The sequence below is a fragment of the Variovorax sp. OK212 genome (genome assembly GCF_900112425.1).
In the GTDB taxonomy this organism is placed as follows: Bacteria; Pseudomonadota; Gammaproteobacteria; order Burkholderiales; family Burkholderiaceae_C; genus Variovorax.
In genome coordinates this window covers 585,432-607,752 of record NZ_FOLP01000003.1, presented here as the reverse complement: position 1 = coordinate 607,752, position 22,321 = coordinate 585,432, and the positions used below count along the sequence as shown (strand labels likewise).

At 67.6% G+C, this 22,321-nt stretch carries 23 protein-coding genes and 1 riboswitch; of the genes, 19 read left to right on the top strand and 4 right to left on the bottom strand.

Features of this window, described 5'->3' with window-relative positions; genetic code table 11:
- Positions 1-34 precede the first annotated feature (34 nt).
- The 13 genes from BM004_RS13260 to BM004_RS13200 all read left to right on the top strand — a co-directional run bounded on the left by BM004_RS13260 (position 35) and on the right by BM004_RS13200 (position 13,888).
- The gene (locus BM004_RS13260; RefSeq protein WP_093121627.1) at positions 35-2,140 is read left to right on the top strand and encodes a 3-hydroxyacyl-CoA dehydrogenase NAD-binding domain-containing protein; all 2,106 of its coding nucleotides are present in this window, start codon (positions 35-37) and stop codon (positions 2,138-2,140) included.
- Between the two features lie 49 nt (positions 2,141-2,189).
- Positions 2,190-3,665, top strand: a complete 1,476-nt coding sequence (locus BM004_RS13255; protein WP_093213882.1) for a M20 family peptidase — start codon at positions 2,190-2,192, stop codon at positions 3,663-3,665.
- A gap of 40 nt (positions 3,666-3,705) precedes the next feature.
- Entirely contained in the window at positions 3,706-4,881 is a 1,176-nt protein-coding gene (locus BM004_RS13250) for an acetyl-CoA C-acyltransferase (RefSeq protein WP_093121633.1), read from the top strand.
- Positions 4,882-4,883: 2 nt separating this feature from the next.
- Entirely contained in the window at positions 4,884-5,354 is a 471-nt protein-coding gene (locus BM004_RS13245) for a PaaI family thioesterase (protein WP_093121635.1), read from the top strand.
- A gap of 31 nt (positions 5,355-5,385) precedes the next feature.
- On the top strand, positions 5,386-7,239 hold the full coding sequence (locus BM004_RS13240) for an acyl-CoA dehydrogenase (protein ID WP_093213880.1): 1,854 nt from the start codon (positions 5,386-5,388) through the stop codon (positions 7,237-7,239).
- Positions 7,239-7,496, top strand: coding sequence for a hypothetical protein (locus BM004_RS13235; protein ID WP_093213877.1), 258 nt, complete (start codon positions 7,239-7,241; stop codon positions 7,494-7,496). The genes BM004_RS13240 and BM004_RS13235 overlap by 1 nt, the downstream gene beginning before the upstream one ends.
- Positions 7,497-7,518: 22 nt before the next feature.
- Complete coding sequence (locus tag BM004_RS13230; RefSeq protein ID WP_093213873.1) at positions 7,519-7,821, top strand: Dabb family protein; 303 nt, start codon at positions 7,519-7,521, stop codon at positions 7,819-7,821.
- 25 nt (positions 7,822-7,846) lie between these two features.
- A complete protein-coding gene (locus BM004_RS13225) occupies positions 7,847-8,644 on the top strand; it encodes an SDR family oxidoreductase (protein WP_093121646.1) in 798 nt (265 codons plus the stop codon).
- A 1-nt stretch (position 8,645) separates the two neighbouring features.
- The gene (locus tag BM004_RS13220; protein WP_093213871.1) at positions 8,646-9,116 is read left to right on the top strand and encodes a PaaI family thioesterase; all 471 of its coding nucleotides are present in this window, start codon (positions 8,646-8,648) and stop codon (positions 9,114-9,116) included.
- A 75-nt stretch (positions 9,117-9,191) separates the two neighbouring features.
- Positions 9,192-10,208 carry an NADP-dependent oxidoreductase gene (locus tag BM004_RS13215; RefSeq protein WP_093213868.1) on the top strand — a complete coding sequence of 339 codons (1,017 nt, stop codon included), beginning with the start codon at positions 9,192-9,194 and terminating at the stop codon, positions 10,206-10,208.
- 41 nt (positions 10,209-10,249) lie between these two features.
- Complete coding sequence (locus tag BM004_RS13210; RefSeq protein WP_093213866.1) at positions 10,250-11,890, top strand: isovaleryl-CoA dehydrogenase; 1,641 nt, start codon at positions 10,250-10,252, stop codon at positions 11,888-11,890.
- A 44-nt stretch (positions 11,891-11,934) separates the two neighbouring features.
- Entirely contained in the window at positions 11,935-12,873 is a 939-nt protein-coding gene (locus BM004_RS13205) for a glutathione S-transferase family protein (RefSeq protein ID WP_093121658.1), read from the top strand.
- A gap of 109 nt (positions 12,874-12,982) precedes the next feature.
- The gene (locus tag BM004_RS13200) at positions 12,983-13,888 is read left to right on the top strand and encodes an SDR family oxidoreductase (protein WP_093213864.1); all 906 of its coding nucleotides are present in this window, start codon (positions 12,983-12,985) and stop codon (positions 13,886-13,888) included.
- A gap of 25 nt (positions 13,889-13,913) precedes the next feature.
- Here BM004_RS13200 and BM004_RS13195 read toward each other — a convergent pair whose 3' ends face one another.
- Positions 13,914-14,582, bottom strand: a complete 669-nt coding sequence (locus tag BM004_RS13195; protein WP_093213862.1) for an FMN-dependent NADH-azoreductase — start codon at positions 14,580-14,582, stop codon at positions 13,914-13,916.
- Between the two features lie 150 nt (positions 14,583-14,732).
- Here BM004_RS13195 and BM004_RS13190 point away from each other — a divergent pair, with 150 nt between their 5' ends.
- The 5 genes from BM004_RS13190 (at position 14,733) to BM004_RS13175 (ending at position 18,363) form a co-directional block, all read left to right on the top strand.
- On the top strand, positions 14,733-15,635 hold the full coding sequence (locus BM004_RS13190; RefSeq protein WP_093213859.1) for a LysR substrate-binding domain-containing protein: 903 nt from the start codon (positions 14,733-14,735) through the stop codon (positions 15,633-15,635).
- 62 nt (positions 15,636-15,697) lie between these two features.
- Positions 15,698-16,192 carry a DUF2004 domain-containing protein gene (locus tag BM004_RS13185; protein WP_093213857.1) on the top strand — a complete coding sequence of 165 codons (495 nt, stop codon included), beginning with the start codon at positions 15,698-15,700 and terminating at the stop codon, positions 16,190-16,192.
- Positions 16,193-16,392: 200 nt separating this feature from the next.
- Positions 16,393-16,593, top strand: coding sequence for a hypothetical protein (locus tag BM004_RS41780; protein WP_143072430.1), 201 nt, complete (start codon positions 16,393-16,395; stop codon positions 16,591-16,593).
- Between the two features lie 131 nt (positions 16,594-16,724).
- A riboswitch (yybP-ykoY riboswitch) is annotated at positions 16,725-16,902 on the top strand.
- Between the two features lie 5 nt (positions 16,903-16,907).
- Positions 16,908-17,477 carry a manganese efflux pump MntP gene (mntP, locus tag BM004_RS13180; RefSeq protein WP_093121672.1) on the top strand — a complete coding sequence of 190 codons (570 nt, stop codon included), beginning with the start codon at positions 16,908-16,910 and terminating at the stop codon, positions 17,475-17,477.
- 64 nt (positions 17,478-17,541) lie between these two features.
- Positions 17,542-18,363: a DUF4262 domain-containing protein gene (locus BM004_RS13175; RefSeq protein ID WP_093213854.1), complete on the top strand. Its 822-nt coding sequence runs from the start codon at positions 17,542-17,544 to the stop codon at positions 18,361-18,363.
- Positions 18,364-18,407: 44 nt separating this feature from the next.
- Here BM004_RS13175 and BM004_RS13170 read toward each other — a convergent pair whose 3' ends face one another.
- Both BM004_RS13170 and BM004_RS13165 read right to left on the bottom strand, forming a co-directional pair.
- Complete coding sequence (locus BM004_RS13170; RefSeq protein ID WP_256219883.1) at positions 18,408-19,820, bottom strand: serine hydrolase domain-containing protein; 1,413 nt, start codon at positions 19,818-19,820, stop codon at positions 18,408-18,410.
- Between the two features lie 244 nt (positions 19,821-20,064).
- Positions 20,065-21,000 (bottom strand): LysR substrate-binding domain-containing protein, encoded by a 936-nt coding sequence (locus BM004_RS13165; protein ID WP_093213851.1) that lies wholly within the window; start codon positions 20,998-21,000, stop codon positions 20,065-20,067.
- A gap of 109 nt (positions 21,001-21,109) precedes the next feature.
- Here BM004_RS13165 and BM004_RS13160 point away from each other — a divergent pair, with 109 nt between their 5' ends.
- A complete protein-coding gene (locus BM004_RS13160) occupies positions 21,110-21,853 on the top strand; it encodes an FMN-dependent NADH-azoreductase (protein WP_256219882.1) in 744 nt (247 codons plus the stop codon).
- On the opposite strand, the gene BM004_RS13155 is transcribed toward BM004_RS13160, so the two are convergent.
- The gene (locus BM004_RS13155; protein ID WP_093121679.1) at positions 21,801-22,241 is read right to left on the bottom strand and encodes a carboxymuconolactone decarboxylase family protein; all 441 of its coding nucleotides are present in this window, start codon (positions 22,239-22,241) and stop codon (positions 21,801-21,803) included. The genes BM004_RS13160 and BM004_RS13155 overlap by 53 nt on opposite strands.
- Between the last annotated feature and the right edge of the window lie 80 nt (positions 22,242-22,321).

Below are 22,321 nucleotides of genomic sequence, written 5' to 3'. Positions count from 1 at the left end.
TTCTTCTTTTTCTTCACACACCAAGGAACGCAGCATGACGGCTGAATACAAAGTGCTCGGCGATGTCGCCGTGATCACCATGACCAACCCTCCGGTCAACGGTCTCGGTTTCTCGACGCGCATCGGCATCACCGATGGCCTGGCCAAGGCCAATGCCGACGACGCCGTCAAGGCCATCGTCATCACCGGCGCCGGCAAGGCGTTCTCGGGCGGCGCGGACATCAAGGAGTTCGGCACGCCCAAGGCGCTGCAGGAGCCCAACCTGCTGAGCGTGATCCTCGCGCTCGAAGCCTCGGCCAAGCCCATCGTCGCGGCCATCCACTCGGTGTGCATGGGCGGCGGACTCGAGCTGGCGCTGGGTTGCCACTACCGCATTGCCGCACCGGGCACCAGCGTTGCGCTGCCCGAAGTGAAGCTGGGCCTCATTCCCGGCGCCGGCGGCACGCAGCGCCTGCCGCGCGTGCTCGGCGTGGAGACCGCACTGAACATGATCGTGAGCGGCGAGCCCGTGAAGAGCGAACTGCTCGCGAGCCTGCCCGGCCAGAAGCTGTTCGACCGCCTGGCCGCATCGGCCGAGTCGGTGTTCGAAGAGGCCGTGGCCTTCGCCAAGAGCGTGGCCGGCAAGACCGGTGAGGCGCTGCCGCTGGTGCGCAACCTGCCGTGCAAGCACCCGCAGGGCGACGCCTACTTCCAGTTCGCCAAGAACATGGTCGCCGGCATGTCGAAGAACTACCCGGCACCGCTGCAATGCGTGGACGCCGTGCAGGCTGCCACCCAGATGAAGTTCGACGCCGGCATGGCCGAAGAGCGCCGCATCTTCACCTCGCTGATGTTCACGCCCGAATCGCTGGCCCTGCGCCACCTGTTCATGGCCGAGCGCGCCGCGAGCAAGATCCCCGACGTGGCCGACGACACGCCCAAGCGCGAGATCAAGGCCGTGGGCGTCATCGGTGCCGGCACCATGGGCGGCGGCATCTCGATGAACTTCCTGAACGCGGGCATCCCCGTGAAGATCCTCGAGATGAAGCAGGAAGCGCTCGACCGCGGCGTGGCCACCATCAAGAAGAACTACGAAGCCCAGGTCAAGAAGGGCAAGCTCAAGCAGGACAAGTACGAGCAACGCATGGCGCTCCTGAGCACCACGCTGAGCTACGACGACCTGAAGGACGCCGACCTGATCATCGAAGCCGTGTTCGAAGAACTCGGCGTGAAAGAAAAAGTGTTCAAGGAACTCGACCGCGTCGCCAAGAAGGGCGCGATCCTGGCCTCGAACACTTCGACGCTGGACGTCGACAAGATCGCCGCCTTCACCGACCGTCCGCAGGACGTGGTCGGCATGCACTTCTTCAGCCCCGCCAACGTGATGAAGCTGCTCGAAGTGGTGCGCGGCAAGGCCACGGGCAAGGACGTGCTGGCCACGGTCATGGCCATCGGCAAGAAGATCAAGAAGACGGCAGTGGTCTCGGGCGTGTGCGACGGCTTCATCGGCAACCGCATGATCGAGCAGTACTCGCGCCAGGCCGGCTTCCTGCTGGACGAAGGCGCCACGCCGCAGCAGGTCGACAAGGCCGTCGAGAAGTTCGGCTTTGCCATGGGCCCGTTCCGCATGGGCGATCTGGCCGGCAACGACATCGGCTGGGCCATCCGCAAGCGCCGCGCCACCGAACGCGCCGACATGAAGTACAGCCGCACGGCCGACAAGCTGTGCGAGCTGGGCCGCTTCGGCCAGAAGACCGGGGCAGGGTGGTACGACTACCAGGCCGGCAAGCGCGACGCGATTCCGTCGGAGCTCGTCAACAAGATGATCGAAGACCACCGCAAGGAACTGGGCATCACGCCGCGCAAGATTTCCGACGAGGAAATCGTGCAACGCCTGGTGTACGCCCTGGTCAACGAAGGCGCGCACATCCTGGAAGACGGCATCGCGTCGAAGTCGGGCGACATCGACATGGTGTACCTGACCGGCTACGGCTTCCCGATCTGGCGCGGCGGCCCGATGCACTACGCATCGCAAGTCGGCCTGTACAACGTGGCCGAGACGATGAAGCGCTTCGCCAAGAACCCGCGCGACGACGCCGAGTTCTGGCAGCCCGCGCCGCTGATCCAGAAGCTGGTGGCCGAAGGCAAGTCCTTCAGCTGAGACCGAGCCGGAATCAGGACCAGGACCAGGACCAGGATTTAGACCGCCCATGTTGAAACGCATCTTCCTCGGGCTGCTGCTGGCCATCGTGCTGCTGGTGGCGGTCGTGGCGGTCAAGACCTGGACCACGCCATCGCAGCAATTGGCGGTGGCGCCCGCACCCAAGCTGGACATCGACCTGCAGGCGGCCGCCAAGCGGCTGTCGACAGCCATCACGTTCCGCACGGTGTCGGGCATGGACGACCCGGCCGCCAACGCGGCCGAGTTCGACAAGCTGCACGCCTACCTGGCGCAGCAGTTCCCCAAGGTGCACGCCACCCTCAAGAAGGAAGTGGTGGGCAACAAGGCGCTGCTCTACACCTGGACCGGCACCGACCCTTCGGCCAAGCCCGTCGCGCTGATGGCGCACCAGGACATGGTGCCCATCGCCCCGGGCACCGAGAAGGCCTGGACGGTCGACCCCTTCGCCGGCGAGATCAAGGACGGCTTCGTCTGGGGCCGCGGCACGCTCGACAACAAGAGCAATCTTTTCGCGCAGATGGAAGCCATCGAGCTGCTCATCGGCGCCGGCTTCAAGCCGAAGCAGACCGTCTACCTCGTGATGGGCGACGACGAAGAAGTGAGCGGCCTGCGTGGCGCGCTGCCCATCGCCGAGCTGCTCAAGTCGCGCAACGTGCGCCTGGACTGGGTGCTCGACGAAGGCCTGCTGGTGCTCGACGGCGTGCTGCCGGGCCTGAGCAAGCCGGCGGCGCTCATCGGCCTGGCGGAGAAGGGTTACGGCACGTTTTTCCTGTCGCTTGACACCGCGCCCGGCCATTCGTCGATGCCACCGCAGCACAGCGCCATCGGCAGCATGAGCGCGGCGCTCGCGCGGCTCGAGGCCAACCCGATGCCCGGCGGCATCAAGGGCATTGCCGGCCAGATGTTCGGCACGCTCGCGCCCGAGATGAGCGGCGTGAACCGCGTGATGCTGTCCAACCTGTGGCTCACCGAGCCCGTGGTGCGCGGCATTCTCGAGAAGAGCCCCAGCAGCAACGCGATGCTGCGCACGACCACCGCGCTGACGATCATCCGCGCGGGCAACAAGGACAACGTGCTGCCCGGCCGCGCCGAGGCCGCCGTCAACTTCCGCATCCTGCCGGGCGACACGCTCGCCAGCACCGAGGCGCACCTGCGCAAGCAACTGGCCAACGACGACATCAAGATCAAGCCGTACCCCGGCAACGCCGAGCCGTCGCCGGTGTCGCCGACCGACAGCACCGGCTACCGCGCGATCCAGCAGGCCGTGCGCCAGACCTTTCCCGACGCGGTGGTGGCCCCCGGCCTCATGACCGCCGCGACCGACTCGCGCCACTTCAGCCTCGTGAGCGACGCCGTCTTCCGCTTCTCGCCGTTCCGGCTGAAGGGCGAGGACCTGGCGCGCATCCACGGCAACAACGAACGCCTGGCCATCTCGAACTACGGCGAGATGATCGGCTTCTATCACCAGCTCCTGAGCAACACCAACGCTGCTCCGGCGCAATGACGACCACCTCTTTTCCCTTCCATCTTCAAAGGACCTCACCATGACCAGCGCCGTCATCGTTTCCACCGCCCGCACGCCGCTCGCGAAGAGCTGGAAGGGTGCCTTCAACATGACGCACGGCGCCACGCTCGGCGGCCACGCGGTGCAACACGCGGTGCAGCGCGCCGGCATCGACCCCGCCTCGGTGGACGACGTCATCATGGGTTGCGCCACGCCCGAAGGCGCGACCGGCTCCAACATCGCACGCCAGATCGCACTGCGCGCCGGCCTGCCGGTCACCACGTCGGGCATGACCATCAACCGCTTCTGCTCGTCGGGCCTGCAGACCATCGCCACCGCCGCCCAGCGCATCATCGCGGGCGAGGGCGAGGTCTATGTGGCCGGCGGCGTGGAGAGCATCTCGTGCGTGCAGAACGAAGCCAACAAGCACATGCTGGCCGACCCGTGGCTCGTGAAGCACAAGCCAGAGATCTACTGGAACATGCTGCAGACGGCCGAGCAGGTCGCCAAGCGCTACAACATCGCCCGTGACGCCATGGACGAGTACGGCGCGCAAAGCCAGCAGCGCGCGACCGCCGCGCTGGAAGCGGGCCTGTTCAAGGCCGAGATCGCCCCCATCACCGTGCTGGCCGGCGTGGCCGACCCGGTGCTGGGCCTGCGCACCAAGGAAGTCACCATCGAGAACGACGAAGGCATTCGTCCCGGCACCACCAAGGAAGGCATCAGCGGCATCCGCCCGGCCATCCCCGGCGGCGTGATCTCGGCCGGCAATGCCAGCCAGTTCTCCGACGGCGGCGGTGCCTGCGTGGTGGTTGACGAGAAGTACGCCGAGCAGAAGGGCCTGAAGCCCCTGGGCCGTTTCCTCGGCTTCGCCGTGGCCGGCTGCGAACCCGACGAGATGGGCATCGGCCCCGTCTTCGCCATTCCCAAGGTGCTCAAGCGCCTGGGCCTCACGGTCAACGACATCGACCTGTGGGAGCTGAACGAAGCCTTCGCCGTGCAAGTGATCTACTGCCGCGACAAGCTGGGCATTCCGGGCGACCGCCTGAACGTGAACGGCGGCGCCATCGCCGTGGGCCACCCCTACGGCGTGAGCGGCCAGCGCCTCACGGGCCACGCGCTCATCGAAGGCAAGCGCCGCGGCGCCAAGAAGGTCGTGGTCACGATGTGCATCGGCGGCGGCATGGGTGCCGCGGGCGTGTTCGAGGTCTTGTAAGCATGTCCGGCTTGGGCCACGACCAGGAGGTCTCGCCCGAAGCCGTTCTGGCCTACGGGCGCCGCGTGCTGGCATCGCAGCCGTTCAGTGCGCTGATCGGTGCGGAGTTGCACGCGTTCGGGCCGGGCGAGGCCGAGCTTCAGCTGCCGCTCACCGCGCAGCTGAAGCAGCAAAACGGCTTTGCCCACGGCGGCATCGTGAGCTACATGGCCGACAACGCGCTCACCTTCGCCGGTGGCAGCGCATTGCGCGTGCCGGTGGTGACCTCCGAATTCAAGATCAACTACGTGCGGCCCGCCCTGGGCGACCGGTTGATCGCACGCGCCCGCACGGCGCATGCCGGCAGCTCGCAGGCCGTCTGCACCTGCGAGGTGTTCGTGGTGAACGACGGCATCGAAAAGCTCTGCGCGCTGGCGCAGGGCACGATCGCCAGGCTGCCCGATCCCCCGAAGAAGCAGCAAGTAGCGCCCTGAAAAGCAGCAAGTAGCAAGAAGAGACACCATCATGAGCCTGCGTTCCACCCTCGACTTCCTGCTCTACGACTGGCTCGACGCCGAGTCGCTCAACCAGCGCGAACGCTTTTCCGATCACTCGCGCGAGACCTTCGACGCGGTGCTCGACACCTGCGAGCGCATCGCGCGCGAGAAGTACGCGCCGTTCAACCGCACGGTGGACACGCAGGAGCCGCATTTCGACGGCGAGAAGGTCATCCTGCCGCAGGCCACGCACGACGCGCACAAGGCCTTCGTCGAATCGGGAATGATGAGCGCCGCGCAGGACTACGACATCGGCGGCATGCAGCTGCCGTACACGCTGTCCGCCGCCGCCAACAGCTTCTTCGCGATGGCTTCGGTGAGCATCGGCTCCAACATGCTCACCAGCGGCAACGCCAACCTGCTGATGGTGCACGGCACCGGGATGCAGAAAGAGGTGTTCGCCAAGAATGAATTTTCCGGCCGCTGGGCCGGCACCATGTGCCTGTCGGAGCCGCAGGCCGGTTCGTCGCTGAGCGACGTGGCCACGCGCGCAGTCCCTGACGGCGACGACTTTCAGGACGACCCGCTGGGCCCGCGCTACCGCCTCATGGGCAACAAGATGTGGATCTCCTCGGGCGACCACGAGCTGACCGAGAACATCGTGCACATCGTGCTGGCCAAGATCCCCGACGAAAACGGCAAGCTGGTGCCCGGCACGCGCGGCATCTCGCTGTTCATCGTGCCCAAGCGCATGGTCGACACGCTGGGCGAACTCACCGGCCAGCGCAACGACGTGGCGCTGGCGGGCCTGAACCACAAGCTGGGCTGGCGCGGCACCACCAACACGCTGCTGAACTTCGGCGAGGGCAAGTACCCGGTCGGCGGCAAGGCCGGCGCGGTGGGCTACCTGGTCGGCGCGCCCGGCAAGGGCCTGCACTGCATGTTCCACATGATGAACGAGGCGCGCATCGGCGTCGGCACGGCGGCCACCATGCTCGGCATGGCGGGCTACCACGCCTCGCTGGAATACGCCAAGGGCCGCCCGCAGGGCCGGCTGGTGAAGAAGGCCGAAGCGGCCGGCGCCGCGGTGACCAAGGACTCGGCCGCGCCGCAGGTGCGCATCATCGAGCACGCCGACGTGCGCCGCATGCTGCTCGCGCAGAAGGCGTACTGCGAAGGCGCGCTGGCGCTGGAGCTGTACTGCGCCCGCCTGGTCGACGAGCAGAAGACCGGCGACGCACAGGCCGCCGACGACGCGCGCCTGCTGCTCGAAGTGCTCACGCCCATCGCCAAGAGCTGGCCCAGCGAGTGGTGCCTGGAAGCCAATTCGCTGGCCATCCAGGTGCACGGCGGCTACGGCTACACGCGCGACTTTCCGGTGGAGCAGTACTGGCGCGACAACCGCCTGAACATGATCCACGAGGGCACGCACGGCATCCAGGCGGCCGACCTGCTGGGGCGCAAGGTGCTGATGGAGAAGGGCCGCGGCCTGCAGCTGCTGGCCGGGCGCATGACCGACACCATCGCCCGCGCGGCCGAGGTGCCGGCACTGGCGGCGCACGCCAAGGCGCTGGGCGCCGCGCTGCAGCGCATCGGCAGCGCCACCGAGGCCGCCTGGTCCACCGGCGACCCGGCGGACGCACTGGCCAACGCCGTGCCGTACATGCAGGCCTTCGGCCACACCGTGCTGGCCTGGATCTGGCTGGACGTGGCACAGCGCGCCCTGCAAGGCGACGCGCAAAAGACCCGGGCAGTAACAGCTGGCAAGATCGGCGCCACGGACTATTTCTTCCACTACGAGCTGCCGAAAATCGGTGCCTGGCTCAACGTGGTCGAAACCCGCGACCCGACCTGTACCGCTTTGCCCGAGGACGCCTTTTGATGGCCATCAACAATCCGCCGAACCCCACCCCCTCCACCCCGCCCGCCGCCAAGCCGCCGAAGCCGTACGCCCGGCTCGAGAAGTGGATCTGGATCCTGATCTACGGCGGTTTGTTCGCCTTCATCCTGGGCATCGCCACCGGCCGCACCGACACCGCGCTGGGCTGGTCCATCGCCGTGCCCGGCGGCATCGTGGCCGTGGCCGGCTTCGTGCTGATCTACGTGCGCTCGCGCCTGCCCAACACCCCCACCAAATAAGACGAGAAAGACGAGGCCCGCCATGCTCAAGCACATCGTGATGTGGAAGTTCAAGGAACACGCCGAAGGCACCGACAAGGCGACCAACCTGCTGAAGGCCAAGGCGCTTCTCGACGCCTGCGCCAAGCTGTCGCCCGGCACGCACCGCTTCGAGGTGGCCATTGCCCAGCCCGGCCTGGAAGCCACCTACGACCTGGTCCTGTACGCGGAATTCACCGACGCCGCCGCGCTCGCGGCCTATTCGGAGCATCCGCAGCACGTGGCACTGAAGCCGTTCATCGGCGCCGTGCGCGAAGCGCGCCAGTGCATGGACTACGAGATCTGACCCACCCGAACCCCGGAGACAACCCATGACCGCCCGCACCGTTCAAAAACTGTTCGACCTCACCGGCAAGACCGCCCTCATCACCGGCGGCTCGCGCGGCCTGGGGCTGCAGATGGCCCATGCGCTCGGCGAAGCCGGCGCGAAGATCATGCTGAGCTCGCGCAAGGCCGACGACCTGGAGCAGGCGGCCGCCGAGCTGCAGGCCGCCGGCATCGACGCGCGCTGGATCGCCGCCGACTGCGCCCGCGAGGAAGACACCCGCCGCCTGGCCGACGAGACGCTGGAGCGCATGGGCGCGGTCGACATCCTCGTGAACAACGCGGGCGCCAGCTGGGGTTCGCCGGCCGAGAGCCACCCGGTCGAGGCCTGGGACAAGGTGATGAACCTCAACGTGCGCGGCTACTTCATCCTGTCGCAGCACATTGCCAACGCCTACATGATCCCGAAGAAGGCAGGGCGCATCATCAACATCGCGTCGATCGCCGGCCTGAACGGCAACCCGCCCGAGATGCAGACGCTGGCCTACAACACCTCCAAGACCGCCGTCATCGGCTTCACGCGCACGCTGGCCGCCGAATGGGGCCGCTACAACATCAACGTGAACGCGATCTGCCCGGGCTTCTTCATGACGAAGATGGCCGCCGGCCTGATCAAGTCGCTGGGCGAGGAAAAGATGGCGGCGCAGGCGCCGCTGGGCCGCCTGGGCGACGACGAGGACCTGAAGGGCCTCGCGCTGCTGTACGCGAGCGATGCCGGCAAGCACATCACCGGCCAGTGGCTGGCGGTGGACGGCGGTGTGAGCGTGGTGCTGGGTGCGGCCTGACATGTCTTCTTCCTCTTCCGATACCAGCGACATCAACATCCGCTCGTACACGAGCCAGATCCCGTTCGCGCGCCACCTCGGCTTCGAGCTGACGAAGTTCGAGGGCGGCGAGTCCGAGATCCTGTACACCGCCAAGCCCGAGCACCTGAACACCTTCGACGTGACGCACGGCGGCGCCTGCATGACGCTGCTCGACATCACCATGGCGGCGGCCGCGCGCAGCGTGTCGCCCGAGACCGGCGTGGTCACCATCGAGATGAAGACCAGCTTCATGCAGCCTTCGGTCGGCCCGCTGCATGCGCGCGGCACGCTCATCCACCGCACCGCGACGCTGGCCTTCACCGAAGCCAAGATCTACGACGAGCAGGAGCGCGTGTGCGCCCATGCCACCGGCACCTTCAAGTACGTGAAGCGCCGGCTGCCGACCGGTCCCGCGAGCGCCAACGAGATGCGCCCGCCGTCCACCGATTGACCGACCGACCGACCGACCGATCGAATGATCGACTGATCGACTGATCGACTGAACCAGATTCCCCAGGAGCCCGACATGCCCACCAACAAGCAGATTCACCTCGACAACCGTCCCGACGGCGAAGCCGTTGCCGGCAACTTCAAGCTCGTGAGCGCCGAGACCCCCGCGCTCGCCGACAACCAGGTGCTGGTGCGCCACCACTACATGAGCCTGGACCCGTACATGCGCGGGCGCATGAACGACTCCAAGAGCTACGCGCAGCCGCAGCCGCTGGGCCAGACCATGCAGGGCGGCACGGTGGGCGAAGTGGTCGAGAGCAAGCACCCCAAGTACGTCGTGGGCGACAAGGTGGTCGGCTTCGGCGGCTGGCAGGAATACAGCGTGGTCGACGCCTCGCAGCCCGGCGCGCTGAAGAAGGTCGACACCACGCACGTGCCGCTGTCGCACTACCTGGGCGCCGTCGGCATGCCCGGCGTCACCGCCTGGTACGGCCTGGTGAAGATCATTGCGCCCAAGGCCGGTGAAACGGTGGTCATCACCGCCGCCAGCGGCGCGGTGGGCAGCGCCTTCGGTGCGCTGGCCAAGGCGCGCGGCTGCCGCGTGGTCGGCATTGCCGGCGGCCCCGACAAGTGCAAGTACGTGACCGACGAGCTCGGTTTCGACGCCTGCATCGACTACCGCCAGCACCCCGACGTGAAGTCGATGAGCGCGGCGCTGAAGGAAGCCTGCCCCAAGGGCATCGACGGCTACTTCGAGAACGTCGGCGGCTACATCTTCGACGCCGTGCTGCTGCGCGCCAACGCCTTCGCCCGCGTGGCGCTGTGCGGAATGATCGCGGGCTACGACGGCGCGCCGCTGCCGCTGGCGAACCCGGCACTGATCCTCATCAACCGCATGAAGATCGAAGGCTTCATCGTCAGCGAGCACATGGAAGTGTGGCCCGAGGCGCTCGCCGAACTGGGCACGCTGGTGGGCACCGGCAAGCTCAAGCCGCGCGAGTCTGTTGCGCAAGGCATCGAGGCGGCGCCCGAGGCCTTCCTGGGCCTGCTGAAGGGCCGGAACTTCGGCAAGCAACTCGTCAAGCTGATCTGAATGCCCCGATGAACTGAGGCGCACGGCAAAGGAGGCCGGTCATGGCAACGACGCACGAGGTCTTCAACCAGCCCGCACCGCTGGTCGACTACAACCTGTTCGACACCCACCGCTCCCTGCGCGATGCGCTGAAGTTCAACGCGCCCACCCTGCAGACCACGCAGCTGCACGAGCTGGGCGCTACCCTCGGCTCGGCCGGCATGCAGGCGCATGCGCGGCTGGCCAACGTCCACACGCCCGAGCTGCACACGCACGACCGCTTCGGCCGCCGCATCGACGAGGTGGAGTTCCATCCGAGCTACCACGCGCTGATGACCGCCGCGGTGGGCGCGGGGCTGCACGGCACGCCGTGGACCGGCACCTCGGCCTCGCCGCACATGCTGCGCGCGGCGGGCTTCATGCTCTTCACCGAGCTGGAGCCGTCCATCCTTTGCCCGGTCTCCATGACCTATGCGGCCACGCCCGCGCTGCGCGGCAACGCGGCCGTGTACGCCGAGTGGGGACCGAAGCTCGCGAGCCTCCGGTACGACCCGGCCCTGAAAGTCTTCAGCGACAAGCCCGGCCTGACCATGGGCATGGGCATGACCGAGAAGCAGGGCGGCTCCGACGTGCGGGCCAACACCACGAAAGCCGTGCGCGACGGAAGCGACGCCTGGGGCGCGCGCTATGCCCTCACGGGCCACAAGTGGTTCTTCTCGGCGCCGATGTGCGACGCCTTCCTGGTGCTGGCGCAGGCGCCGGCCGGGCTCAGCTGCTTCTTCCTGCCGCGCGTGCTGCCCGACGGCACGCGCAACGCCATCCACGTGCAGCGCCTGAAGGACAAGCTCGGCAACAAGGCCAACGCGAGTTCGGAGGTCGAGTTCCACGGCGCCACCGCCTGGCTCGTGGGCGAGGAGGGCCGCGGCATTCCGCAGATCCTCGAGATGGGCACCATGACCCGGCTCGACTGCGCGCTGGGCACCAGCGGGCTCATGCGCCAGTCGCTGGCCATCGCGCTCGACCACGCCGCGCAGCGCCACGCCTTCGGCAAGCCGCTGATCGAACAGCCGCTCATGAAGAACGTGCTGGCCGACCTCGCGCTGGAAAGCGAAGCGGCCACGGCCCTTGCCATTCGCCTGGCAAAGGCCTTCGACCATCCGGATGACGAGCACGAGCGCCTGATGGCCCGCCTGCTCACGCCGGTCGCCAAGTTCTGGATCTGCAAGCGCGGCAGCCACTTCGCGCAGGAAGCCATGGAGTGCCTCGGCGGCAACGGCTATGTGGAAGAGGGCGGCGAAGGCGTCATGGCGCGCATCTACCGCGAGATGCCGCTCAACTCCATCTGGGAGGGCGCGGGCAACATCATGGCGCTCGACCTGCTGCGCGGCCTGCGCAAGGGCGACGCGGTCGCGGCGCTGGCCAAGGAACTCGCGCCCGCGCGCGGCCAGCACGCCGCACTCGACCGCCTGGCCGATGCCTTGCCGGCGCGCGTCGAGGCCATGGCCTCCGAGGCGCAGGCGCGCCGTCTGGCACAGGACGTGGCGCTCGCCGTGCAAGCTGCACTGCTCGCGCAGACGGCGCCAGCCGCGGTGGTTGGCGCATTCTGTGCGTCCCGCCTGGGCGGCGACTGGGGCCATGCCTTCGGCACGCTCGGCGCCGGCACCGATTTCGATGCAATCCTCCAGCGCGCGCAACCTCGTTGAGCGCGCGCCGAATTTTCAAACCAAAGACTCACGGGAAACACGACATGGCCGACCTGATCCTCCACCACTACCTGACCTCGCCGTTCTCCGAGAAGGTGCGCCTGATCCTCGGCGCCAAGAAGCTGCCGTGGAAGTCGGTGTTCATTCCGCCGATCATGCCCAAGCCCGAGGTGGAGGTTCTCACCGGCGGCTACCGCAAGACGCCGTTCCTGCAGATCGGCGCGGACATGTACTGCGACAGCGCGCTCATCGCCGACGTGCTCGAGCACCTGCAGCCCGAACCCACGCTCTACCCCGAGCCCGAGAAGGGCCTGTCGCGGATCCTCGCGCAGTGGGCCGACACCACGCTGTTCTGGGCCTCCATGGCCTGGAACCTGCAGCCCAAGGGCGCGGCCGAGGTGTTCGCCAAGGCGCCGCCCGAGGCGCTGAAGGCCTTCGGCGAAGACCGCGGCAAGATGAGCGCCGGCAACATGACCCGCCTGCGCCCGGCCGACGCCACCAGCGCCTACAAGTCGTACCTGCGCCGCCTGTCGGACATGCTCGACGACAAGCCCTTCTTGCTCGGCGAGGTGCCCAGCATCGCCGACTTCTCGGCGTACCACTCGCTCTGGTACACGCGGCGCATCGAGGCGGTGCGGACCATCCTCGAGCTGACGCCCGCGGTGGTCGACTGGATGGACCGCATGGCCGCCATCGGCCATGGCGCGCCCGAGAAGTTCACCGCCGACGAGGCCATTGCCGTGGCCAAGGCCGCCACGCCGCACACGCTGCTGACCGACAGCACCTTCCAGGACGACCACGGCATTGCGCTGGGCAGCGCCGTCACCATCCGCGCCGAGAGCTTCGGCCTGGAGGAAACGCCCGGCACGCTGGTCGCGGCCACGCGCACCCACTACACGCTGGCGCGCAGCAGCGAGCGAACGGGCACGGTGCATGTGCACTTTCCGCGCATCGGCTATGTGCTGAAGGCGGCCGAAGCCTGAACCGGGGCCGAAGCCCCGGCCGGGGCACCTTCGTGACTGCGCTCGCGCGCGTTCCGTATTTCAATTGCAGCTCCAACGTCAGAGACATTCAACAGAAGGACACCGGCAAATGATTCAGGACTTCAAGGGCAAGACCGCCGTTCTCACCGGCGCGGGCTCGGGCTTCGGCCTGGAGTGCGCGCGCATCGGCGCCGCCCGCGGCATGAACCTCGTGCTGGTCGACGTGCAGCAGGACGCACTCGACAAGGCCGCGGCCGAAATGGAAGCCGCCGGCGCGCAGGTGCTGGCGCGCAAGGTCGACGTGTCCGACGCCGGACAGATGGAAGCCCTGGCCGCCGCGGTGAAGGAACGCTTCGGCGCGCCGCACTTCGTGTTCAACAACGCGGGCGTGGGCGCCGGCGGCCTGGTGTGGGAAAACACCGTGGCCGACTGGGAATGGGTGCTGGGCGTCGACCTGTGGGGCGTGATCCACGGCGTGCGCCTGTTCACGCCCATGATGCTCGAGGCCGCCGCCAAGGACCCGGCCTACCGCGGCCACATCACCAACACCGCCAGCATGGCCGGCCTGCTCACGCCGCCGAACATGGGCATCTACAACGCCGCCAAGGCGGCCGTGGTGAGCCTCACCGAGACCATGTACCAGGACCTGAACCTGGTCACCGACCAGATCGGCGCGAGCCTGCTGTGCCCGTACTTCGTGCCCACCGGCATCACCAGCAGCGAGCGCAACCGCCCCAACGCGCCCAAGGACAGCGAGCTCACCAAGAGCCAGCTCATCGGCCAGGCCATGAGCAACAAGGCGGTGAGCAGCGGCAAGATCACCGCCGCCGAAGTGGCCGCCAAGGTGTTCGACGCCATCTCCGACAACCAGTTCTACGTGTTCAGCCACCCGAAGGCGCTGGGCAACGTGAAGAGCCGCATGGAGAACATCGTGTCGGGCGTCAACCCGGCCGACCCGTTCCTGGAGCGGCCGGAGATCGGGCAGAAGCTGCGCGAGCAGCTGCGCTCGGCCTGACACAGGCTTGGGAGCCAAGGCTTCCTCAGGAGGCCTGCAGCTCGCCCACCAGCGCATCGACGCGATCGAGCGCTTCGGCAATCGACCGGTCGAGCAGGTCACCCGGGTCTTCGGCGTGCTCGATGGCCACGCTGTGGACTTCGGTGAGCCCCAGCAACGCCAACGGGCTCGCGATGCCGGGCGTCAGCAGGTCCATCTGCGCCTGGAACCCGCCCGGCCCGTAGCCGCTGCTGCCGCACGAACTCAGCAGCACCGTGCGGCGATGGCGCTCCGCCAGCAGCGGCACGTACGGGTTCTCGCGGCTGCGGTCGAAATCGAAGGTGGCGCCGATGCGCACGATGTTGTCGATCCATGACTTCAGCGGCGCCGGCATGCCGAAGTTGTACATCGGCACGCCGATCACCAGCACATCCGCGCGGCGGAGCTCCGCGATCAGCGCGTCGCTCTCCGCGAGCACGGCGTGCATCCACGGCTCGCGCTCGGCCGGCGGCGTGTAGCCCGACGCAATCCATTCGCCCGTGACGTGGCCCGGCGGCGTGGCGCCGATGTCGCGGTAGATCACTTCGTCCTGCGGGCGCGCGGCGCGCCATGTCGTCACGAAGCGGTGGCCGAGGCGGCGCGAATGCGAGCCGTGCGCGTGGGTGCCTGACAGGCCGGGGCGGGCGCTGGCGTCGATGTGGAGCAGGGTGGTCATGGCGGGGTCCTTGGTGCGGAGTTGCGGAGTAGGTGTATGAGATGGGTGAGGTGAATTCAGCTGTCTGCTTGACACGGTTTTCAATCTATCCAAGCATCCGGAGCGCGACAAACGACGAATTCTTTGCGCCGCTGAAAAATAAATTCATCCATGGCCAACCTGCGTCAACTCCCGCCGCTGGCCGCGCTGCGCGCCTTCGAGGCCGCCGCGCGGCACTGCAGCGCCAAGCTCGCGGCGAACGAACTCTCGGTCACGCCCACGGCCATCAGCCACCAGGTGCGCCAGCTGGAAGACGCGCTGGGCGTGGCGCTCTTCATTCGCCAGCCGCGGCAACTGGTGCTCACGCCGCAGGGCAGGGAACTGCAGGCGGTGCTGAGCGAGTCGTTCAACGCCATGGCCCATGCGGTGGCCCGACTGCGTGCGCCGCCGCAGCGCCAGGCCATCACGCTGTCGGCCACGCCGGCGGTGGCGGCGCGCTGGCTGCTGCCGCGCGTGAGCGGCCTGCGCGCGCTGCATCCGCGGCTCGACCTGCGCATTCACGCGTCGCACGAGGCGGTTGCGCTCGACGGCGTCACGGCCGACATCGCCGTCCGCTACGGCAAGGGCCAGTGGCCCGGCATGGTGGCCGAGAAGCTGTTCGACAACGTCTTCGCACCCGCCTGCAGCCCCGCGCTCAAGCTGCGCCGGCGCGGCGACCTGAAGCGGCACACGCTGCTGCATTTCGCGGTGCCCGGCAGCAAGACCCAGCCCGGCACGTGGACCGCGTGGCAGCAGCAGGCGCAGGTGCCCGCGCTCGACGTGTCGGCCGGGCCCGTGTTTTCCGACGAGACCCACACCGTGTCGGCCGCGCTGCAGGGCCAGGGCGTGGCGCTGATGAGCCTCGCGCTGATCGCCGACGAACTGCGCGCGGGCAACCTCGTGCAGCCTTTCGGGCCGCAGTTGCCGGGCCTGCCGTTCTACCTGGTGTGCCCGCAGGCGCGCCGTGCCGATCCCGCGGTGGCGGCGGTGTTCGATTGGGTGAAGGGGCTGCAGCCGCCGGGCGAGGCGGCCTGATCTGAAATGAGGGTCACACCGAAGCCCGGTAAGGTTCAGCTCTTTTCAACGGAGACACGCTCTTGCCAAACCTGACCAGCCGCCTGCTGGGTCCCCTGGACCCCTCCGAGACCTTCTGGGGCGAGCAAGCCGATGTGCAGCTCGCCGGCGAAGCCGTGCGGGTCTGGTACTTCGTGCACGGCGCCGACGGGCAGGCCGTGCTCGACGATGCCGAACGCATGCTCGATCACCTCGATGCGCTGGACGCCGCTGCGCGCAGGGCCATCGGCGCGCAGCTTGCAGAGGAGGGCTCGACGGTCGCGGAGTTCAAGGAATTCCACGTCGAGGACATCGGCGACATGGCCCACACGTTGTTCAACACCACGAACCTCGACGAAGTCACCGGCGAAGTCTTCATGGCCTCCCTGGTGCTCAACGCCGTGGCCGTGACGCCCGGCAGCGCGTCGCGCGCGATCTCGCTGGACTACGCCGTGGGGGCGGGCAAGCCCACCGACCAGGTGCTGATGGTGAGCTTCTCGCCGACCGGAGAAGTAACAGACATCGCGCACGAAAGCTGAGCCGCCAGCGCATAAAAAAGTTGCGTGGCGACAACGGCCCCGAAGGATTTACCAACGGGTGCTAACAAAGTCACAAAATTGCCGAATTCAACCCAAGAGACTGCCGCGCTTCGGAAACGTTTTGAGATGCTTTTGAAAACCTAAAGGCTACTATCGAAGGCATCAGGAAGATCAAAAAGACCAGGCAGACAAGGACAATCATGGAGACCTACCCAACCCTTCGCCAAGCCACAGGCGTTGCCCGCACCCTGAGCAAGCACTCGTCTTGCACCATGGTGGTTTATCGCGTGGACGACGAAAAGTTCGTTGCCGCGCATTCCACCGACCGTGTGGAGGGCACCATCGAAGGCGTGTACCGCGACGGTTATGTCGTGCAGACGCTGCTCACCAAGAAGACCTGACGGGCGGCCGGCTCGCTCCCCCCATTCCATGAAGCCTCCTGCGGGAGGCTTTTTGCTGGGCGCTCCAAGACCCTGCGGGCGATGCGGTGTTGTCACCGCTTCGCCGCAAGAGCTTCACTAGAATCGCCGCTCCCTTGGGGAGTAGCCGGCTTCCGGACTTCGGAAGCGCTCGCGTCAACATACTCGGTTCGCACCTTGCGACCGTGGCGCGAGCAGCCGAAAGGTTGGCGAGACCAGCGGTGCACGAACGCGGCTTTGGCCGGCGGGTTCGTGTGCCGCGGCGTCTTGAACCGGCCTTGCTTGCTACTTCCAACATGAACATCGCCTCCACGATTCTTCTCGCATTCGCCATGTCGACGGATGCTTTCGCCGCTGCTGTCGGCAAAGGCGCGGCCCTGCGCAAACCCTCCTGGCGCGAAGCCTTGCGCACCGGGCTCATCTTCGGCGTCATCGAGGCGCTGACCCCCGTCATCGGCTGGGCCGCCGGCCTGGCGGCCGCCAGCTACGTCGCGCGGTGGGACCACTGGATTGCCGTGACGCTGCTCAGCGTGCTGGGCCTGCGGATGATCTGGGCCGGCTTCGGCGCGCCCGACGCGATCGACGAGAAGCCCAGCCGCAACACCTTCTGGACCCTGGCCATCACCGGCTTCGCCACCAGCATCGACGCGATGGCGGTGGGTGTCGGCCTGGCCTTCATCAACGTCAACATCGCCTGGACCGCGCTGGCCATCGGCCTGGCGACGTTCACCATGGTCACGCTCGGCGTGATGGTGGGGCGCGTGCTGGGCGCGGTGGTCGGCAAGCGCGCGGAGATTCTGGGCGGTGTGGTGCTGATCGGGATCGGGTTCCTGATTCTTTACGAGCACCTGAACGGCATGGCTTGAGCGACGTCGGCACGGCCCCGGCCGGTATCCTCGCCGGGTCGTCCATCCACCCGCACCGCACCTCATGATCGAAAGCACGCTCCCCGATTTCAAGTTGCCCGAAGCCGAGGACGACTACGACCGCCGCCTGCTGGCGGATGTCACCCGCATCGGCTGGCACCACGTGCATGTCGAGGGCGACGGCGACGGGCCGGCCTTCGCTTTCTCGCTGGGCTTCTACGCCAACTACCGCCAGCCCGAAGTCATCGTCTTCGGCCTTCCCCCGAAGACGGCCCAGCAGTTCCTGAACATCGTGGCCGTCAAGGTCGCGGGCGCTGGCGGAGCGCTTGTTCCGTTCAAGGCCTACGAAGACATCGCCGAGGGCGTGCGCATCGCATTCGTGCCGGTCGCGCGGCGGCACTACCCCGAATACCTCGGCTACGCGGGTTGGTTCTATGCGTCGATCAAGGCCGACCTGCCGGTGCTGCAGATGGTGTGGCCCGACAGGCAAGGTCTCTTTCCTTGGGAGCAGGGCTGGGACACCAGCTTCGCCTCCGCGCAGCCGATGCTGTGCGACAAGGAAGACCAGCCCGCCGGCGCCGACGCCGGCGATGACTGGCCCTTCGACAGCCCGCCGAACGTCATGTGCTTCACGGTGCGCGGCATCCTCGAAGACGCGAAGCCGATCCTCATGGTGTCCCGGGACGAGGAAGACGGCGCCTGGCAGTTCCTGACCGGCGACGCGTTCGAGATGGCCGACGCGAAGCTCGTCTCGCTGCAGAGCATGGTCGAGCGCGACGCGAGCCTTCGGGCACTGGCCGACATGCCCGCGGGCTGGATGGCATGGCGAGAGAGCCCGGCGTCGGCGTGGAGCCGGCAGGCGCAGAGCCAGCAGACGGACGACTGAACGACGACCGAGCGCCGGGGCTGCGCGCCGCGCTTGCCTTGCTCTTACTGCGAACTCGGCACGGCCTGCATCAGCAGTGTCAGCGCCTTGCGCAGGCTCGCGACCGAAGCCTGCTCGCCCTTGTCGTAGCCCATGCGAACCACCACGAGGTCGTGCGACGGCACGATCAACACCACCTGGCCGCCGGCACCGAGCATGTAGTAGGCCGTGGTCGGCACGGGCCACGTGCTGGTGCCGTTGAGCCAGAAGAAGCCGCCGTAGATCGGGCGCTTGTCCGCGGCCCAGGCCGGTGCGAGCGTGCTCACGAACTTGACGAAACCTTCGGGCAGCAGGCGCTCGCCGTTCCACACGCCGTCCTGCAGGTAGAGGTTGGCCAGCCGCGCCCAGTCGCGCGCCGACATGAAGTCGTAGCCCTGCGCCAGGAAGTTGCCGTAGGGGTCGGTCTCCAGCGTCATGGTGCGGATGCCGATCTTGTCGAACAGCGCGCGCTGCGGGAACGACAGGTATTCTTCGCCGCGTTTCTCGACCGCGAGCCGGACCAGGTAGTTCGCCAGCACCGGGTCGGTGTTGCGGTAGCGCCCAACAGTGTTCGGCGGCCATTGCTGCGGACGGGTGGCCGCGTAGTTGAACGCATTGATGCGCCCGGTGTAGAAGTAGATGTGATCGGGGTAGGTGCCGTTGGGGTCGAAGTCGGGATCGTCCGGCGCCTTGATGCGCAGCCCGCTCGACATGTGCAGGATGTCGGAGATGCGGATCTCCTTGCGCTTGTCGCCGTCCGCTTGCCACTCCGGAATGGGCGCGCGCTGGTCGAGCTGGTATTCGCCCTGCTTGATGAGCGTGCCCAGCAAGGTGGCGGTCACGCTCTTGCCCATCGACCACGACTCCAGCGGCGTCGTCGCATTGATGCCGCTCATGTAGCGCTCGCCGACGACGCGTCCCTTGTGCGTGACGACGAAGGCGGCCGTATAGGCCTGCGGCACTTCGAAGGCGGCGTCGACCGCCTGGCCCAGCTTCGTGGCGTCGATGCCGGGCGCGGCTCCCGCGGGCATCACGTTGCCCATCGGCCAGTCCTGCGTCGCGGGATCGGGGAGGGTGCTGGTGACGGTCACGGGCGTGAAGAACACGCCGTCCTTGCCGGGCGGCAGCGTGATGCAGCCTTGCGAGCCGAAGTAGCGCGCCACCAGCGTCGTGCCGTTCGGCATGGTGATGCGAACTTCCTTCTTCGCGCGATCGACCACCGGCTTGCCGACCTTGCTGCGCTGCGCGTACGGGCCGGTGAAGTAGCCGACGCTCTCCGCGGCAACATCGGGGTCGAGGCCGGTGATGAATGCGGCGGAGCACATGGCCTTGGCGTAGCCCGACGTGTTGAGCTCCAGCGGATCTCCGGGCGGCGGAACGTAAGGGGTGTCGAGTTCGTAGGTTCTCGCGCGTGCGATGAGCGCTTCGCGTGCCGGCAACTCGGGCGCTGGCGCTCCGGTTGCGGGTGGTGCGACGCCTGTGCCGAAGCCGACGCCGATGCCTCCTCCGCCACCGCCCCCACCACCGCCTCCGCATGAGGTCAAAGCTATTACAAGAAGCGCACCTGTTGCAATGGCAAGAGGGACGCGGGCAATCCTCGTCATGAACTCTCCTCGTTTTTTTGTTGGCGCGTGAGTCTCTCCAAAGGCGTGACGAAGTGCAAGCCTTGCGTTCAGCTTGTGCTCAGTCTCCTGCAGCCTGCGAAACGATCCAGTCCCACACCGCACGAACCGGCGCTTCGTTCTCCCGCCCATTGGCCACCGCCAGAAAGTAGCTGCCCGTATCGAGCGCAGGTCCGAAGGGCTGCACGAGCGCGCCGCTGCGGATCTCCGGCGCCGACAGCGTGACGCTCAGCAGCGCAACGCCGTGCCCGCCGAGCGCGGCGAGCATCGCGTGCGATTCGTCGGAGAACGACAGCGCCGCTGACTTCATCGCGCGACCCCTCGGCGGCGCGATGCCTGCTTCGCGGAACCAGCGCGGCCACACGGCGGGTGCGATCGCATGCGGCTGCCAGTCGCAGTGAATCAGCTGGTGCTTCGGCAGGTCCGCGACGCGCTTGAGGCCGAGCATCGGACTGCACAGCGGCACATACCGCTCGGACATCAGCTCGCGCGACACCAGCCCCGGCCAGTTGCCGCGGCCCGAGCGGATGGCGATGTCGGCGTCGCCACGCGCAAGGTCGACCAGCGTGTCGCTCGCATGCAACCGCAGCTCGACGCCAGGGCAGGCGGTGCGAAAGGCCTCGATGCGCGGCAGCACCCAGCGCGCCGCAAAGGCGGTGTTGGTGGTCAGCGTCACGGCCTGCGATGCCGCAGGCCTGCGCAGCTTGTCGACGCCGGCCTCGAGCACGTCGAAGCCCGTGCGCAGGTCGTCGAAGAGCCGCTGCCCGGCGGGCGTCAGCGCGAGCTGCCGCGTGAGCCGGCGAAACAGCGGCTGGCCGAGCGTGTCTTCCAGCGCACGCACCTGGTGGCTGATGGCCGACGGCGTGACCGACAACTCGAGCGCCGCGCGCTGGAAGCTCAGGTGCGCGGCCGCAGCCTCGAAGGCGCGCAGCGCCAGGAGCGGCGGCAGCCGGCGGGCAGGGCGGACAGAGCTGACAGATGAGCCAGGCTCGTTCATGGAGAGAGAAACGATCGTTTGTGAGGCATGGCTTTCGTCCATAAATTCAGGGCCTTGGCAGCCATTGTGGCAGCGCAGGACGAAACAGATTCACTCATCCATCACCACCATGACCCTGAACCTCCTCCACATCGACGCCAGCGCCCGCCCTGGCCGTTCCGGCACCGACCCGCACGGCTCGCACACGCGCCGTCTCTCCGCGCGCTTCGTGGAGCGCTGGCGCGCGGCGCGGCCCGACGACCGCATCGACTACCTCGACGTAGGGCAGCGCCCGCCGTCGCACGTGGACGGCCGCTGGATCCACGCGGCCTTCACGCCACCCGCCGCGCGCGAGCCGTGGATGGCGGATGCGCTGGCCGAAAGCGATCGCCTGGTCGACCAGCTCATTGCGGCCGACCTGGTCGTGATCGGCCTGCCCATGTACAACTTCAGCGTGCCGGCGCAGTTCAAGGCCTGGATCGACAACATCGTGCGCGTGGGCCGCACCTTCGGCTTCGACCGCGCGCGCGGCGCGGTGCCTTACTGGCCGCTGCTCGCCGATGCGGGCAAGCGCGTCGTGCTGCTCGGCGCGCGCGGCGACCATGGCTACGACAAGGGCGGGCGCATCGCGCACCTGAACCACACGGAAGACAGCGTGCGTTCGGCGCTGGGCTACATCGGCATCACCGAGGTGTTCGAAGCGGCGGTGGAGTCCGACGAGTTCGGTGGAGAGCAGCTCGCACTGTCGCTGCGGCGAGCGGAGGAGCGCGTCGACGGGCTGGTCGACACGCTGCTGCACGGCGCCAGCACCGGCACCGGCTTCAGGCCGTCAGCGTCTTGCGAAACCCGATCGATAGCCGGTTCCAGCTGTTGATGGTGTTGACGGCCATCGTCAGGTTCACCTGCTCGGCCTCGCTGAACTGCGCGGCCAGCGCCTCGTAGGCGGCATCGGGCACGTGCGTGCGCGCCACGTCGGTCAGGGCTTCGGTCCAGGCCAGCGCGGCGCATTCGCGTTCGGTGAAGAAGGGCGTCTCGCGCCACACGCCGAGCGTGGCCAGGCGGCGGTCGGTCTCGCCGGCCTTGCGCAGGTCGGCCGTGTGCAGGTCGATGCAATAGGCGCAGCCGTTGATCTGCGAGGCACGCAGCTTCACCAGGTCGACCAGTTGGGGGTCGAGGCCGAGCTTGCCGACGGCCACTTCGAGCGCAATCAGCGCCTTGATGGCTTCGGGGGAGGCTTTGTAGAAATCGAGGCGGGCTTGCATGGTGCGGGTTCCTTCGTTCGGTGGTGGTTGAATGTGGCCTCGATGCTAGGAGCGAGGCGCGCCGCCGCGGGCTGCCAATC